Below are 16,913 nucleotides of genomic sequence, written 5' to 3' on the forward strand. Positions count from 1 at the left end.
GTACGGGTACTTGTATAACAGTGACGATGAATATGTGATGCGGGCGGCGGTGATCCTCCCCGCGAGCAACGAGGCGGCGCTGATCGGCGACTGCCTTTCGGCGCTTGTCGCGTCCGACTGGGACGGTCCGGGCGGCGTGTCGGTCGTGGTGGTGGCGAACGGCTGCACGGACCGGACGGCGGAACGGGCGCGCGACTTTGCCGGGGCCTTCGCCGCGAAGGACTGGCGGCTGACGGTGCTGGAGCTGTCGGAGGGTGGCAAGCTGGGCGCGCTCAACGCGGGCGACGCGGCGACGCGGGCGCCGGTGCGGCTGTACCTCGACGCCGACGTGACGGTGGGGCCGGGCGTGGTGCAGCAGGTGGTGGAGGCGCTGGAGGTCGATGCCCCGCGCTATGCCAGCGGCCGGCTGCAGATCGCGGCGGAGGGTGCGGTGTCGCGTGCCTACGCCCGGATCTGGCGCCAGATGCCTTTCATGGCGGCTGGCGTGCCGGGATGTGGTCTTTTTGCGGTCAACGCCGCGGGACGCGCACGCTGGAGGACCTTTCCGGACATCATTTCCGATGACACCTTCGTGCGGTTGAACTTCACTCCGGAGGAGCGGGTGGGCGTCGATGCCGCCTACCGCTGGCCTATCGCCGAGGGTTTTTCCCGGCTCGTGCGTGTAAGACGCAGGCAGGATGCCGGCGTCGAGGAGATCGAGCGGATGTACCCGCACTTGCTGAAGAACGACGACAAGGTGCCGCTGGGAACGGGCGACCGGGTGCGCTTGGCGCTGCGCGACCCGCTGGGCTTTGGCGTCTACGCCGGTGTGGCGCTGGCGGTGAAGGCCACGCGCGGGCGGCAGAGCGGCTGGAGTCGCGGGCGATGATCGCGCTGACAAAGCTGCGCGGCGGCTCGCTGGGTGCACGGGTCATGCGCTCTTCCCTGCTGACGGTGGGGGGCTTCGGCTTCAGCCAGATGGTGCGGCTGGCGTCGAACCTGATCCTGACGCGGCTGCTGTTCCCCGAGGCCTTCGGCCTGATGGCGCTGGTGATGGTCTTCCTGATGGGCCTGCACCAGTTCAGCGACGTGGGCGTGGTGCCCGCCATCATGCAGTCGAAGCGCGGCGACGACCGCGAATTCCTGGAAACGGCGTGGACCATGCAGGTGGTGCGCGGTTTTGGCCTTTGGGTCGTGGCCTGCGGGCTGGCGTGGCCGGCGTCGCAGTTCTTCGATGCGCCGGAACTGGCACAGATGCTGCCCGTGGCTGCGCTGACGCTGGTGATCGACGGCTTCAGGCCGACCAAGATGGTCACCGCGAACCGCCACCTGATGCTGGAGCGGGTGACTCTGCTGGACCTGTTCACGCAGGTGTCCGGCATCGTGGTCGCGATCCTGCTTGCGTGGTGGTGGGGCAGCGTCTGGGCGCTGGTCGCCTCGGCGATCATCGGGTCCTGCGTGCAGCTTTACGTCAACAACCGGTTTCTGCCGGGCGCGCGCGATCACCTGCGCTGGGACCGGAGCGCCGCGAACGAGCTGATCCATTTCGGGAAATGGGTCTTCCTCGCCACCGTCTGCGGCTTTCTCTACAATCAGGCCGACAAGATCCTGATGGGCAAGTTCCTGCCCCTGGACGTATTCGGCGTCTACAACATCGGCTTCTTCTGGGCGTCCTTCCCGATGATGCTGGGCTACATGGTGACGCAGAAGATCCTGATCCCCATATACCGGGAGGCCCCGCCGCGCGCGAGCGCCGCGAACTTTGCCAAGCTGCGCAAGATGCGGGTGATCGTGACAAGCATGCTGATGGTCTTTGTCGGGATCTTCTCGGTGCTGGGCGTGTGGCTTGTGGGGATGCTGTACGACGACCGGTATGCTGCGGCGGGGGCGGTGGCCGTGGTGCTGGCCTGCGCGCAAATGCCGGTTCTGATCGTCATGACGTACGACCAGGCCGCGCTGGCGGCGGGCGATTCGCGGCGGTTCTTCTACCTGGCGCTGGCGCGCGCCGTGCTGATCTGGATCGGCCTGATCGTCGGCGTCTGGGAGCACGGGCTGCTGGGTGCGCTGATCGGCATGGGCCTTGCCTACCTCGCCGCCTACCCGGCGGTGGTCTGGCTGGCGCGGCGCATGGGCGCGTGGGACGCGGTGCACGATGCGGGTTTCGCTTTGGTTGCATTGTGCCTAACATCAATCGCGCTGTGGGTGAATTGGGGTGCAATTACGGCACTGGCTGCCATGTGACCCACCCCTTCGGATAGTCGTTTGTCGGCGGGGCACGCCGGGATTCGATGAAGGGTGCCTCATTGTGCAGCGATCAAAGACAAGACCCCCGCGAATCAGACTATTTGCGGGGTGTTTACCTAAAAATCGCCGCATTCACCGCGCAGAGACTGTCGGGAGAGGTGGCGTAGTGAAGGGCACGGTGTTTTGGGCATGACGGACGCATTCAGTGAAAACGACATCGCGATCGTGGGGATGGCGGCGCATCTTCCCGGGGCGGCAGACATCGACGCCTACTGGCGCAATCTGCGTGACGGGGTGTCCTCCATACGGCGTCTGTCGGAAGAGGAACTGCGCGAGGCGGGCGAAGATCCCGGCCTGATGCGCCACCGCGACTATGTGCCGTTCGCCGCGCCGCTCGGCGGGTTCGAGATGTTCGACGCGGACTTCTACGGGCTGTCGCCCAAGGACGCGGGCGTGATGGATCCGCAGCACCGCCAGTTCCTGGAGTGCGCCTGGGAGGCGCTGGAGACCGCGGGCCACGTGCCCGAGGGCTTCGACGGCCGGATCGGCGTCTTCGCCGGCTGCGGGATGGGGTCGTATTTCTACTTCAACGTCTGTTCGAACCCGGATCTCGTGGACAGCACGGGGATGTTCCTGCTGCGCCACACCGGGAACGACAAGGATTTCATGACGACGCGCCTGTCGCACATCCTGAACCTGAAGGGCCCTTCGGTGAACCTTCAGACGGCGTGTTCGACCTCGCTCGTGGCGGTGCACTACGGGGTGCAGGCGCTGTTGAACGGCGAATGCGACATGGTGCTTGCGGGCGGCGTGACGATCGAGCTGCCGCAGAACCGCGGCTATCTTTACCGAGAGAACGAGATTCTCAGCCCCGACGGCGCCTGCCATGCGTTCGATCACCGGGCGCAGGGCACGGTGTTCGGGTCGGGCGCGGGTGTCGTGGTGCTGCGCCGCATGGCGGATGCGGTGGCCGACGGCGATCACATCTGGGCGGTCATCAAGGGCACGGCGGTCAACAACGACGGCTCGGCCAAGGCGGGCTACCTCGCGCCGTCGGTGGAAGGGCAGGCAGAGGCCATCGCCGAGGCGCAGGCGGTGGCGGGCGTCACCTCGGACACGGTGGATTACGTGGAATGCCACGGCACCGGCACGTATCTGGGCGATCCCATCGAGGTCGCCGCCCTGACGGAAGCCTTCCACGAGACATCGGATGCGGTGGGCCATTGCCGCATCGGGTCGGTCAAGACCAACATCGGCCACCTCGACACGGCGGCGGGCGTGGCGTCGCTGGTGAAGGCGTCGCTGGCGCTGCACCACCGGCAGATGCCGCCGTCGCTGGGCTACGAGAAGCCGAACCCGGCCATCGGGTTCGAGGGCTCGCCCTTCGTGGTGAACGACCGCCTGACGGCATGGGAGCGCGGATCGCATCCGCGCCGCGCCGGGGTGAACTCGCTCGGCGTGGGCGGGACCAATGCGCACGTTGTGCTGGAGGAAGCGCCGGAGATCGCCAGCGAAGAGAGCGACTGGCCGTTCCAGATCCTCACCGTCTCGGGCCGGACGAAGGCCGCGCTGGAGGACAACGCGGCCCGGCTGGCGGCGCATCTGCGCGCGCATCCGGAACAGAAGCTGGCGGATGTGGCCTACACGCTGCGCGAAGGGCGCCGGGCGTTCGAAAAGCGCATGGTTGTGGTCGCCGAAACCCACGAGCAGGCGGCGCGCTATCTGGACGGCGACGCGCGGCGGCGGCACCTGCACGAGGCGCTTGAACGGCCCGAGGTGGTCTTCATGTTCCCCGGCGGCGGCGCGCAATACGCGGGCATGGCGCGCGACCTCTACGAGACGGAGCCGGTCTTTGCCGAGTGGATGGACCGCGGGCTGGAGCATCTGGCAGAGCTAGAGGCCGGGGTCGCGGGCGGTCTGGCGGCAGAGAAGGCGGAGGCGTTGCGCGCCCTGTGGTTGCCGGAGGGCGATGCCGCCGAGGCGGACCGGGCGCTGCTGCGGCCCTCGGTGCAGCTTCCGCTGATCATGATCACCGAATACGCGCTGGCGCAGATGTGGATGGGCTGGGGTGTGACACCCGTGGCGCTGACCGGCCATTCCATGGGCGAGAACACCGCCGCCTGCCTTGCGGGCGTGATGACCTTCGAGGCCTGCATCGGTCTGGTGCACCTGCGCGGACGGCTGTTCGACACGGTGGAGCCGGGCGGGATGCTGTCGGTCGCGCTGTCGGCGGACGCCCTGCGCCCCATGCTGGGCGAGACGCTGGACCTTGCGGTTGTGAACGGCGCGGGACTGTCGGTGGCCTCCGGCCCGGTGGCCGCGCTGGAAGACCTGCGCGCCCGGCTTGAGCGCGACGGCATCGATTGTCAGCGGATCGGCATCGACGTGGCGGCGCACAGCCGGATGCTTGAGCCGATCCTGGAAGAGTTCGGCGCCTACCTGCGCGGGCTGGAGCTGCGCGCTCCGGTGTTGCCGCTGACGTCGAACGTGACGGGCAAGCGGATGACCGATGCGCAGGCCACCGACCCGCACTACTGGGTGGCCCACCTGCGCAGCACGGTGCTGTTCGGCGATTGCATCGGCGCGGTGGCGGACGAGGGGCGCGTGTTCCTTGAGGTCGGACCGGGCAAGGCGCTGTCCTCGCTGGCGCGGCAGCATCCGGACGTGGCGGCGCAGGCCGTGCTGTCCAGCCTGCGGCACCGCGACGAGGACGTGCCCGACGACCGGTTCATGTTCGAGGTGCTGGGGCGGCTGGCCGCGCTGGGCGTCGATATCGACTGGGGCCAGGTCTGGGGCGCGGCGCGGCGCAAGCGCGTGGTCCTGCCGACCTACGCCTTCCAGCGGCAAAGCTATTTCATCGCGCCGGGCACCGCGCGCGAACAGGGCACGAGCTACCTGATGCGCAGCGACGAGATCGCGGAGTGGGGCTGGAAACCCGTCTGGCGTCCGCGTGCGGCAGAGGTCGAGGTCGACGTGGCGCACGGGCTGGAAGACGCGGAGCGGCAGGTCTGGCTGGTGTTCCGCGACGAGGCGGGCGTGGGGTCCCGCGTGTCGGCCCGCCTGCGCACCGCCGGTCACGACGTGGTGGAGGTCCGCCCCGGCGACGCCTTTGCCCGATTGCCGGACGGCAACTACGTGGTGGCGCCGGAACGTGGGCGCGAAGCCTATGACCTGCTGGTCGCCGACCTTTCCGCCCGGGGGCTGCTGCCCACCCGCATCGCGCATCTGTGGCTTCTGACGGAGGGCGAGGGGCACCGGCCCGGGTCGTCCTTCTTCCACCGGGTGCAGGAGCAGGGGTTCTACGCGCTGCTTTTCCTTGCCCAGGCGCTGGAGGCCGAGAATTCGCCGCGGCCGCTGCATCTGACGGTGGTGACCAACGGCGCGGCCCGGCTGCGCGACGAACCTTTGCCCTACCCGGCGAAGGCCACCATCGCCGGTCCGGCACGGGTCATGCCGAAGGAGCTGTCCGGGGTGACGGTCTCCACGCTCGACGTGGTGCTGCCCGTGGCCGAAGACGCGCCGTTCTGGGCGCACGGCAAGGCAGAGGCGGCCCGGACGGCGGCGCTGGACGTGCTCGACATGCGGGTGCTGGAGGAACTGCTGGCAGAGCCGGACAACCGCATCGCCGCGCTGCGCGGCGACCGGCGGTACGAATGCGCGATGAAGCCGGTGGCGCTGCCTCCGGCCACGGAGGTGCCCGAGGGCGGCGTGGTGCTGATCACCGGCGGCTTCGGCGGCATCGGCCTGACGCTGGCGGGCGATCTCGCCAGCCGCGGGGCGAAACTGGCGCTTCTGGCGCGAAAGGCCCTGCCGGAGCGGTCGGAATGGGACGACTACCTGATGCGGCACGCGCCGCAGGACCCGAGCGCGCGGCGCATCCGCGCCGTCATGGCGCTGGAAGCGCAGGGCGCGGAGGTCATGGTGCTGGCCGGTGACGTCTGTAACGCCGCGCGGGTGCGCGAGGTGCGCGCCGAGGTCGAGAAGGCCTTTGGCCGGATCACCGGCATCGTGCATGGCGCGGGCGTGATCGACGACGCGCCGATGCTGGCCAAGACCCCGGCCAGTGTCGAGGACGTGTTCACGCCGAAGATCCACGGCACCGACGTGCTGGGCGAGGTCTTTCCCGACGGCGATGCCGACTGGATGGTGCTGTTCGCTTCGTCCTCGACCGTGACGGCGCCCGCCGGGCAGGTGGATTACGTCGCCGCGAACGAATTCCTCAACGCCTTTGCGCAGGCGCGATCCGGCAAGACCCGGGTCGTGGCGCTGAACTGGGGCATCTGGAACGAGGTGGGCATGGCGGCAGAGGCCGTGGCCGCCCGCACCGGAGACCTGCCGAAGGCGCCGGTGACGAATGTGGCGCTGCCGATGCTCGACACTGCCACCTTCGACGATCTGGGCAACCGCGTCTTCCGCGCCGACTGGTCCGTCGACGACTGGTGGATCGGAGAGCACCGGACCCGCGCGGGCGACGCGCTGCTGCCCGGCACAGGCTACCTGACGCTGGCCGCGCACGCCCTGCGCGCCCATCGGGAGGACGGCCCCTTTGAGGTGCGCGACCTGAACTTCCTGCGGCCCCTGAAGGTGGCGGAGCAGGGCACGCGCGAGGTCAAGGTGCGGCTGGAACGGACGGATTCGGGCTATGACTTCGCGGTTCTGGCGAATGTGAGCCTGAACGGACGGCAGGGCTATGCCGCCCATGCCGAAGGGGCGCTGTCGCTGATGCCGCTGGCCCGGCCCGAGGCGCTGGACCTCGATGCGATCCGCGCGCGCTGCACGCTGAAACGCGATGGCGACGGCGGCAAGATGACCGCCGCGCAGGAGGTCCACCTGGCCTTCGGTCCGCGCTGGAAGGTGCTGGACCGCACGGCGCTGGGCCGGGGCGAGGGCATCGCGGAACTGTCGCTGGGCGCCGTGGCACAGGACGACCGCTGCATTCTGCACCCGGCGCTGCTGGACATCGCCACAGGCTGGGCGATGGATCTGATCGAAGGCTACCAGGCGATGCACCTGTGGGTGCCGGTGCGCTATGCCTCGGTCAAGGTGCACGCGCCGCTGCCCGACCGGATCGTGTCCTGGGTGCGCAACGCCGCCGAGAACCGCGCCGACCGCACGTCGGCCTCCTTCGACGTGACGCTGTGCGACATGGACGGGACCGTGGTGGCAGAGGTGAAGGGCTTCACCATCCGCAAGCTGGACAGCCCGGACGCCTTGTCGGCCACGCGCCTGACATCTGCGGAGGTGGAGTTCGACGAACCCGGCACCGCGCACGCCCTGTCGCCCGCCGAGGAACGGCTGGCCCACAACCTGTCGCAGGGCATCCTGCCCGACGAAGGGGCGGAGGCGTTCCGCCGCGTGCTGGCCTCGGGCGAGCGGCAGGTGGTCGTGTCCTCGATGGATCTGCCGTCGCTGGTCCGGCAGGCGGAGGTTGTCGAAAGCACGGCGGCCCAGTCCTTCGACCGGCCGCAACTGGACAGCGACTTCGTCGCGCCGGAGGGCGAGATCGAGGTGCGGCTGGCGGGCTTCTGGCAGGACCTTCTGGGCGTGTCGAACGTGGGCGTCGAGGACAGTTTCTTCGATCTCGGGGGGCATTCGCTGATCGCGGTGCGCCTGTTCGCCATGGTCAAGAAGGCGTTCCGCGTCGACTTCCCGATATCCGTGCTGTTCGAGGCGCCGACGATCCGCGCCTGCGCCCGGCTGATCGAGGCGGAGATCGGCCCGGTCGGCGGCGATACGCCGGACGTGCAGGCCGCGCCGGTGCGGCGGTTCAAGCACCTCGTCGCCATGCACGACGGCGACGGTGGCGCGCGGCAGCCGTTCTTCCTGATCGCGGGCATGTTCGGCAACGTGCTGAACCTGCGCCACCTTGCGCATCTGCTGGGCACCGACCGGCCCTTCTACGGCGTGCAGGCGCGTGGGCTGTACGGTGGCGAGGCGCCGCACGAGACGATCGAAGAGGCGGCCCGCGACTATATCGCCGAGATCCGGCAGGTGCAGCCTGAGGGGCCTTACATGCTGGGCGGGTTCTCGGGCGGGGGAATCACCGCCTACGAGGTGGCGCGGCAACTGGAGGCCGCGGGGCAGGCGGTGTCGCTGGTGGTCATGCTGGACACGCCGCTGCCGCAGCGCCGTCCGCTGTCGCTGACCGACCGGCTGATCATCCAGGGCCACAAGGCGCGCGAAAAAGGCCTGTCGTATCCCTTCGTCTGGGCGAAGAACCGCATCGCCTGGGAATTTGCCAAACGTCGGCAGACCGGCGTGACGGAGGAGCCGCACGGCTTCCACAACGCGGAAATCGAAGCGGCGTTCTACCGCGCGATTGCTGCATACAATGTGCATCCATGGGATGGGCGGCTGGTGCTGTACCGGCCCCCCTTGTCGGGCAAGTGGAAGGTGTCCGGCGGGCGGCTGGTCAATTCTGAACGCACCTACGTGCTGGAGGACAACGACTGGCGCAGCGTTGCGCCGCAGGTCGAGGTCCACGAGGTGCCGGGCGATCACGATTCCATGGTGCTGGAGCCCAACGTGCGTGTGCTGGCGGCGCTGATGCGCGACGCCATAGAGGCGGCAGAGGTCGCGCCCTTGGGCGGCGGCGAGGTGGTCCGCTTCCCTGGCCACGCGGCGGAGTAGGTCATGACACGTGTGCTGGTCGTATCCCTGAACTACCGGACGCCGGAGATGACTCTGCGGTCGTTGCGCGCGGCGTTGGGCGCGCTGGACGGCATCGCGGCCGATGTGGTCTGCGTCGACAACGACAGCGGCGACGGGTCCTATGAGGCGATCCGCGCGGCGGTGGAGGCCGAGGGGCTGGACGTGCGTGTCATCCAGTCGGGGCACAACGGCGGCTTCGGCGCGGGCAACAACGTGGGCATCGCGGCACGGATGGCGGACGGGTCGGCGCCGGATTACGTCTACCTGCTGAACTCCGACGCGTTCCCGGCACCCGGCGCGATTGCCGCGCTGGCCCGCCACATGGAGGCCCATCCGGAGGTGGGCATCGCCGGGTCGCGCATCGTGGGCGAGGACGGAGAGCCGCACTGGACCGCCTTCCGCTTCCCCTCTGTCGCGTCGGAGCTGGAAGGCGCGGCACGGGTTGGCCCGATCAGCCGCCTGCTGGGCGCGTACACTGTGCCGCTGGGCGTGCCGGAGGCGACCTGCCCGGTGGATTGGCTGGCCGGGGCGTCGATGATGATCCGGCAAAGCCTGCTGGACCGCATCGGCGGCTTCGACGAGACCTTTTTCCTGTACTTCGAGGAAACCGATCTGTGCCTGCGCGCCGTGCGCGCTGGAAGCAGTATACATTATGTATGCGAAAGCGAAGTCGTGCACATCGGCTCTGTCTCCACCGGGATGGGCCGGTGGCAGCGGGTGCCCGGCTTCTGGCTGGACAGCCGCTGGCATTACTTTTCGAAGAACCACGGGCGGGCCTATGCCATGGCCGCGACCGCCGCGCATGTGGCCGGTGGGCTGCTGTGGCGGCTGAGGGTGCTTTTGCAAGACAAGCCGTCCACCGATCCCGCGCATTTCCTGCGCGATCTCGTGAAACACGATCTGAAAGCCATGCTGCGCCCGCTTCCGCGGCCAGCCGGCCCGCAACGGAGGGAAGACCATGCCCGCGTTTGACTGCGTCCTGATGGGAAACGAATCTTTGCTGGTGCAATGCGCCGAGATGGTGCTGAAGCGCGGCCACGCGATCCGCGCGGTCGTCACCAAGAGCGATGACGTCCGCCGCTGGGCCACGGGGCGCGGCCTGCGGGTGGAGGATTACGGCCCCGGCCTCTCGGACCGGCTGGGCACCTTCGACTGGCTGCTGTCGATCGCCAACCTGGAAATGATCCCGGACACGGTGCTGCGCTGCGCGGCGTCGGGGGCCGTCAACTTCCACGACGGTCCGTTGCCGCGCCACGCCGGGCTGAACGCGCCGGTCTGGGCGCTGGTCGAGGGCGAGACGACGCACGGCGTGTCCTGGCACATGATCGAGGGCGGCGTGGACGAGGGCGACGTGCTGGTGCAGCGCGGCTTCGACGTGACGCCGGAAGACACCGCCCTGACGCTGAACACCAAGGCGTGGGAGGCAGCGATGGCCTCGTTCCCCGAGGTGCTGGACCAGCTTGAGACCGGCCTGAAACGCCAGCCGCAGGACCTGTCGCAGCGCACGTATCACGCGCTGAAGGACCGGCCTGCCGGCTTCGGCTTGCTGGACTTCACTCGGCCCGCCGCCGAGCTTGAGCGGCTGGTGCGCGCGCTGGACCACGGGCCCTACTGGAACCCGCTGTGTGCCGCGAAACTGCGGTCGCGCGATGCGCTGTGGCTGGTCGGGGGCGCAAGGGTCGAACAAAGCCACGCCGCGCCCGGCACGGTGCTGGAGGCGGGCGACCGGCTGGTCGTGGCCTGCGGCGGCGGCGCGCTGGCGCTGAGCGGGCTGACGCGGATCTGCGGGATGCCGGTGGACGCGTCCGAGGTGGCCTCGGTCGGGGACGTGTTGCCGCTGGGCGCGGTGGGCGATGCGACGGACGCGGTGCGGGCGGAAAAGGCCGCGCGCGCGGCCTTCAGGACCTACGCGCAGGCCACGGTGCCGGGCGCGGGCGGCACACCGGGAGAGATCCGTGCGCTGGAGCTTGAGACCGTGTCGGAGGCGGCGGTGTCGCTTTGGGCGCGGCGCGTGACGGGGCTTGAGGTCGTCGACCTTGCCTTTGCCTGGCACACGGGGTCCGACCTGGTGTCCGACTGGGCGCTGTGGCGCTGCGCGGCGGAGCCGTCCGAACCGCTGCCCTTCGCCACCGATCTGTTTGCCCGCGCGCCAGAGCTGTCCTGGCCCGAGATGCCGGAGATCGGCGTCAGCCGCGGCGGCCACGTGCCGGGCACGGTGGTCACGGTGGACCTGCAAACCGGGGCGCTGACATACGACGCCGGCCGGCTTGCGCCGCGCATGGCCGAGATCCTCGCCGCGCGGTTGGAATGCTGGGCCGTGACGCCCGAATTGCCCCTCCCGGAGGAAGAGCGCGCGCAGGTCGTGGAGGAATGGAACGCCACCGGTCTCGACCACGACCGCAGCCTGACGATGCAGACCGCGTTCGAGGCGCAGGTGGCCCGGACTCCGGACGCCGTGGCGCTGATCTTCGAGGATACGAAGCTGACCTATGCCGACCTCAACGCCCGCGCCAACCGCGCCGCGCATCTGCTGCGCGAGCTGGGCGTCGGCGCAGGGCAGGTCGTGGGTCTGTGCACCTCGCGCTCGGTCGACCTGATGGTCGGGGCGCTGGCGATCCTCAAGGCGGGCGGCGCTTACCTGCCGATGGACCCGTCCTACCCGGCGGACCGGCTTCAGCACTTCGTCGAGGACAGCGGCGCGCGGGTGATCGTGACGCAGGCCAAGCTGGACGCAAAGCTGCCCCGCCACGATGCGGCCCTTCTGGTGCTGGACGCGGAGCCCCGGCTGGACACCATGCCCGACGCCAACCCGGCGCCTGTCAGCGGCCCCTCCGATCTTGCATACATGATTTATACAAGCGGCTCGACCGGCAAGCCCAAGGGCGTCATGGTCGAACACCGCAACGCCGTGAACTTCTACCTCGGCATGGACCAGCATATCCCGGCAGAGGGCGTCTGGCTGGCCGTCACCTCCCTGTCCTTCGACATTTCGGTGCTGGAGCTGTTCTGGACCACGGCGCGCGGCATGACGGTCGTGCTGACCGGCGACGAGGACCGCGGCATGATCTCGAAGGGGCCGATGCCGACGGCGGGCGGGATGGACTTCTCGCTGTATTACTGGGGCAATGACGACGGCGCGGGGCGGGACAAGTACGCGCTCCTGCTGGAGGGTGCCAAGTTCGCCGACGAGAACGGATTCGTCGCGGTCTGGACGCCGGAACGCCACTTCCACGCCTTTGGCGGACCCTACCCGAATCCCTCTGTGACCGGCGCCGCCGTGGCTGCGGTGACGAAGAACATCGGCGTGCGCGCCGGATCGGTCGTGGCCCCGCTGCACCATCCCGCCCGCATCGCCGAGGAATGGGCCGTCATCGACAACCTGACGAACGGGCGCGCGGGCATGGCCATCGCCAGCGGCTGGCAGCCCGACGACTTCGTGCTGCGCCCCGAGAACACCCCGCCCGAGAACAAGCCCGCGATGATGCGCGACCTCGACACCGTGCGGAAGCTGTGGCGCGGCGAGGCGGTGGCCTTCCCCCGCAAGGACGGATCGCTGCACGAGGTGGTGACCCAGCCGCGCCCGGTGTCGTCCGATCTGCCGGTCTGGGTGACGACGGCGGGCAACCCGGCCACCTGGAAGGAGGCGGGCGCCAACGGCTGCAACGTGCTGACCCACCTGCTGGGCCAGTCGGTCGCCGAGGTGAAGGGCAAGATCGACCTCTACCACGCGGCGCTGCGCGAAGCGGGCCACGACCCGGCGGATTTCAAGGTGACGCTGATGCTGCACACCTTCATCTCCGACACCCGCGACCACGCCCGCGAAATCGCCCGCGGCCCGATGAAGGACTACCTGAACTCGGCGGCGGGCCTCATCAAGCAATACGCCTGGGCCTTTCCCGCCTTCAAGCGGCCTGAGGGCGTGTCGAACGCCTTCGACCTGCAGCTCGACGGGCTTGAGCCGGACGAACTGGACGCCATCCTCGACTTCGCCTTCGAACGCTACTTCAACGACAGCGGCCTGTTCGGCACGGTGGAGGACGCGCTGGCGCGGGTCGAGGAGGTCCGGGCCATCGGCGTGTCCGAAGTCGCCTGCCTGATCGACTACGGCATCGACCGCGACGTGGTGCTGGAAGGGCTGCGCCCGCTGGCGAAGGTCGTGGCCAAAGCCAACGAGGATCGTACACTGGCGCCGGACGATTTCTCCATCGCGGCGCAGATCGTGCGGCACGGCGTGACCCACCTGCAATGCACGCCGTCGATGGCACGGATGATCGCGCTGAACGACGAGGCGCGCTTTGCCCTGAAAAGTGTGCAACATGTATACTTGGGTGGCGAACCCCTCCCCGGCGCGCTGGTGGCGGAATTCGCCCGGATCACGAAGGCGCGTGTGACCAACATGTACGGCCCGACAGAGACGACGATCTGGTCCTCCTGCACGCGCGCCGAACCGGGCGAGCAGGTGGTCAACATCGGCCTGCCGCTCGCCAACCAGCAGCTCTACGTGCTGGACGAGGCCGGGCAGCCCGTCGGCATCGGCATGGAGGGCGAGCTGTGGATCGGCGGCGAGGGCGTGACGCGCGGCTACTGGCAGCGCCCCGACCTGACCGCCGAACGCTTCAGGCCGAACCCCTTCCACCCGGGACGGATGTACGGCACCGGCGATCTCGTGCGCCGCAGGCCGGATGGGCGGATCGATTTCGTCGGCCGCGTCGACCACCAGGTGAAACTGCGCGGACACCGCATCGAACTGGGCGAAATCGAGGCCGTGCTGGAAGCGCTGCCCGGCGTCACCCAGTCCGTCGTCATGGCACGCGAGGACACGCCCGGCGACATGCGGCTGGTCGGCTACTACACCGGCACCCCGCAGGACGAAGCCGCGCTGAAGGCGGCCATGGCGAAGGACCTTCCGGCCTACATGGTCCCGGGCCGTTTCGTGGCGCTGGCGCGCTTCCCTCTGACCCCGAACCGCAAGGTCGACCGCAAGGCCCTGCCGCGCCCCGAAGCCGTTTCCGTCGCGAACTCGGGCCAGAAATCCGGCCAGAAAACGGGTCAGAAGCCGACCCGGAAACCGGACCGCACCATAGCAGCGCCCGGAGTCCCCAACGCCTCCGCCACCGGCGAGGGCGCCGACCCGCTGGCCGTGCAGGCGCAGGTGGCCGCGATCTGGGAACGCTACCTCGGTGTGCAGAAACCGAAGGGCACGGACAACTTCTTCGACCTCGGCGGCCATTCCCTCCTCGCCGTGCAGGTGCACCGCGCCATCCGCGAGGAACTGGGCGCGGTGAAGCTCTCGATCACCGACATCTTCCGCCTGCCGGTCCTCTCCGACCTCGCCAAACGGGTCGCGGAACTGGCCGGCCCGGTCGTGCCGAAGGCGGTGCCGGCACGGACCGCGCCACCGGCGCCGGGACCCGAGCCGGTCGCCGTGTCGCAAATGCCGGAACAGACCGCCGCCACCCGGGCAAGCGCCCGTTCCGACGCCATGGCCCGCCGGCGCGAAATGCGCAGCCGCAGGCGCGCCTGATCCCATGCCCGCATCCGACTTCATCTTGGCCGAAATACCTCGGGGGGTCCGGGGGGCGGCGCCCCCCGGCGGGTCGGGCCGCGCCAGCGGCCCGAAACCGCACTGGAAAAGGCCACCCATGACACAGGCCGAACAGACCCTGCTGGCTCTCGTATGCCAGTTGCATACACCAGATGTGCACTGGGGAATCTCCCGGCTCGACGAGGACGCTGTCCTTTCGGCGTCCGAAGCGGCCTCGGTCGCCCGGGCCGTGCCCGCCCGGAGGCAGGAATTCGCCGCCGGGCGCCTCGCGGCCCGCCGCGCGCTGGCCGGCCTGCGACCGGACGACCGGCCCACCGACCTGCCCGCCGGTCCCGACCGGCTGCCGCTCTGGCCCGCCGGGTTGACCGGGTCGATCAGCCATGCCGCAGGGCTTGCGGTCGCCGCCGTCGCGCGGTCTCCGGTGCGGCTCGGCATCGATCTGGAGGCCGACAAACCCCTCGATCCGGATCTGGTGCCGGAGATCTGCCTGCCGTCCGAATACGGCACACCGGCGGTCCGCGTGTTCTCCGCCAAGGAGGCAGTCTTCAAGGCGGAGTATCCCCACACCCGGGTGATGCACGGTCTCCACGGCATCGAGGTGGACCTTGCCGAAGGATGCGCCCGCTACACCGACCACCCGGAGGTGGCCGCAATTCCGCCCGAATCGCGGCGGCCGCTTTGCGTCGCGCAGGCGGTCGGCGGCGGGTTGATCCTGTCGGTCAGCCGGTCGAAAGCCTAGCATGGGACGGACGCTTCGTGTTCAATCCCGCCTGGATCGCGGCATTCTGTCTATCCTGCGGAAATTGCGGCGGAAATGTGGCGGTGTTTCAGGTTTTGGCGACGCTCTGTTTCCGGAACACCGGCCATCCGGGCGTGGCTTAAATATGGCAGATGGCCTAGATTGCGGCGAGAAGAGGGCGCACCTCGGTCGCAATCGGTCAAACCCTTGGCCGGATCGGGGCAACCTTCTCCGCATCGGGGGCCAACTTTGCGGGAGTGTGTGACATGAGCCAGTTTCAATCTGTCGGAGAGGTATTCGCCGCCCTGCGCCGTCGCGCCTGGGTGATCCTCGGCATCTTCCTTGTCGGGTGCGTGATCTCGGTCGATTACGCGCTCATGCAGCAGAAGGTCTACGAGGCGACCGCCGTGGTCCAGATCGAGGACGCCCGCGTCACGAGCACCGCCACGGGCACCGCCGCCGACGCCAATGAAGCGTCGCGCCGGCTGCAACTGATCGAGCAGCGGCTGATGTCCCGGGACAACCTCGTGAGCCTGATGGACAAGTACGACCTCTTTGCCGAAGATCCGGCGCTCAACGATGGCGAGCGCATCTACATGATGCGGCAGGCCGCGCGCATCACCCCGATCACCCGCCCCGGACCGACCTTCTCCGCTGCCGCGCAGGCGCCCTCGGGGCTGATGATATCCGTCATGCTGCCCGATCCGGAGAAGGCCGCCGTCGTGGCCAACGACCTGATGACCAAGGTCATCGCCGAATCCCGCGACCGGTCGGCCGAGCAGGCGAGCGAGACGCTGGCCTTCTACCAGACCGAGGAAGCCCGCGTGGATGCAGAGATCGTCGCGCTGGAAGACCGCATCGCCGACTACAAGAAGGCCAACTCCGCGCAGTTGCCCGCCGGTGTCGCCGCACTGCGCACCGAGCTGACGACGCTGCGCGAGACGGAGCTGGACCTGTCGCAGGAGATCATCACGATCCAGGGCGATACCGCCCGCAAGCGGCCGGAAGATCTGGCCCGGCAGGTTGCCCAGCTTGAGGACCAGCGCGCGCTGGTTGCCGCCCGCGCGACCGAGATCGAGGGGCAGATCGCCTCTGCCCCGGAGGTCGAGCGCCAGCTTGGCCAGCTGGAGCGCGAAATGGACCGTCTGAAGGACCAGTACAGCGTGATCACCCGCGGCAAGGCCGAGGCGGAGATGGGCCAGGCGTTGCAGGATCGGCAGGCCGCGGGCCGCTACGAAGTGCTTGAGACCGCGCTGGTGCCGGACGATCCGGTCACCTCCAGCCGCAAGAAGATCGCCGGAATGGGCGCCGTCGCCAGCCTGATCGCCGGTCTGATCGTGGCGCTTGTGTTCGAGATCATGAACCCCGCGATCCGCACCCAGAAACAGATGGAGCGTGTGCTGGGCATTCAGCCGGTTGTCGTTATCCCGGTGATCTCGACCCGCCGCGACCGGACGTGGGGCGGCCTGAAGTTCCTGGCCAAGGCCCTGGGCATCGTCGCGCTGGTCGGCGGTGTGGCGGCCTGGCTGACGAAGATCTCAGGCCTGGGCGCGCTGTTCGGCGGCGGGGCACCGCGCCGCGCCGTTCGGGGCTGATCCTCATCCAACCCGAACACGTTTCCCGTTCTGGTGGGGATCGGACGGGAACGGGACCGCGGCGGGCCGGTGGGGCCTTGCCGCGGTTACCTGTTGGACCGGGTCTGGATGTGATTTGGGGAAGACTGTAGCGCGCGCAGGCGCCGGGACCGGCCGGGGC

At 69.0% G+C, this 16,913-nt stretch carries 7 protein-coding genes; all 7 read left to right on the forward strand.

Features of this window, described 5'->3' with window-relative positions; genetic code table 11:
* Positions 1–10 precede the first annotated feature (10 nt).
* The 7 genes from ABFK29_RS02405 (at position 11) to ABFK29_RS02435 (ending at position 16,753) form a co-directional block, all read left to right on the forward strand.
* On the forward strand, positions 11–868 hold the full coding sequence (locus tag ABFK29_RS02405) for a glycosyltransferase (RefSeq protein WP_005862628.1): 858 nt from the start codon (positions 11–13) through the stop codon (positions 866–868).
* Entirely contained in the window at positions 865–2,220 is a 1,356-nt protein-coding gene (locus ABFK29_RS02410) for an oligosaccharide flippase family protein (RefSeq protein WP_005862630.1), read from the forward strand. Before ABFK29_RS02405 ends, ABFK29_RS02410 begins: the two co-directional genes overlap by 4 nt.
* A 192-nt stretch (positions 2,221–2,412) precedes the next feature.
* A complete protein-coding gene (locus ABFK29_RS02415; RefSeq protein WP_005862632.1) occupies positions 2,413–8,853 on the forward strand; it encodes a type I polyketide synthase in 6,441 nt (2,146 codons plus the stop codon).
* 3 nt (positions 8,854–8,856) lie between these two features.
* A complete protein-coding gene (locus ABFK29_RS02420) occupies positions 8,857–9,846 on the forward strand; it encodes a glycosyltransferase family 2 protein (RefSeq protein WP_005862633.1) in 990 nt (329 codons plus the stop codon).
* Positions 9,833–14,398 carry a MupA/Atu3671 family FMN-dependent luciferase-like monooxygenase gene (locus ABFK29_RS02425; protein WP_005862636.1) on the forward strand — a complete coding sequence of 1,522 codons (4,566 nt, stop codon included), beginning with the start codon at positions 9,833–9,835 and terminating at the stop codon, positions 14,396–14,398. Before ABFK29_RS02420 ends, ABFK29_RS02425 begins: the two co-directional genes overlap by 14 nt.
* 118 nt (positions 14,399–14,516) lie before the next feature.
* Complete coding sequence (locus ABFK29_RS02430) at positions 14,517–15,158, forward strand: 4'-phosphopantetheinyl transferase superfamily protein (protein ID WP_005862638.1); 642 nt, start codon at positions 14,517–14,519, stop codon at positions 15,156–15,158.
* Positions 15,159–15,424: 266 nt separating this feature from the next.
* Entirely contained in the window at positions 15,425–16,753 is a 1,329-nt protein-coding gene (locus ABFK29_RS02435) for a GumC family protein (RefSeq protein ID WP_005862641.1), read from the forward strand.
* Positions 16,754–16,913 lie beyond the last annotated feature (160 nt).

It is taken from the genome of Sagittula stellata E-37 (assembly GCF_039724765.1).
Taxonomy (GTDB): domain Bacteria; phylum Pseudomonadota; class Alphaproteobacteria; order Rhodobacterales; family Rhodobacteraceae; genus Sagittula; species Sagittula stellata.

Bases quoted from the DNA above. Each gene is read 5' to 3' on its own strand.
- ABFK29_RS02435 (WP_005862641.1), top strand. From the start codon at position 15,425: ATGAGCCAGTTTCAATCTGTCGGAGAGGTATTCGCCGCCCTGCGCCGT.
- ABFK29_RS02420 (WP_005862633.1), top strand. From the start codon at position 8,857: ATGACACGTGTGCTGGTCGTATCCCTGAACTACCGGACGCCGGAGATG.
- ABFK29_RS02430 (WP_005862638.1), top strand. From the start codon at position 14,517: ATGACACAGGCCGAACAGACCCTGCTGGCTCTCGTATGCCAGTTGCAT.
- ABFK29_RS02425 (WP_005862636.1), top strand. From the start codon at position 9,833: ATGCCCGCGTTTGACTGCGTCCTGATGGGAAACGAATCTTTGCTGGTG.
- ABFK29_RS02415 (WP_005862632.1), top strand. From the start codon at position 2,413: ATGACGGACGCATTCAGTGAAAACGACATCGCGATCGTGGGGATGGCG.
- ABFK29_RS02410 (WP_005862630.1), top strand. From the start codon at position 865: ATGATCGCGCTGACAAAGCTGCGCGGCGGCTCGCTGGGTGCACGGGTC.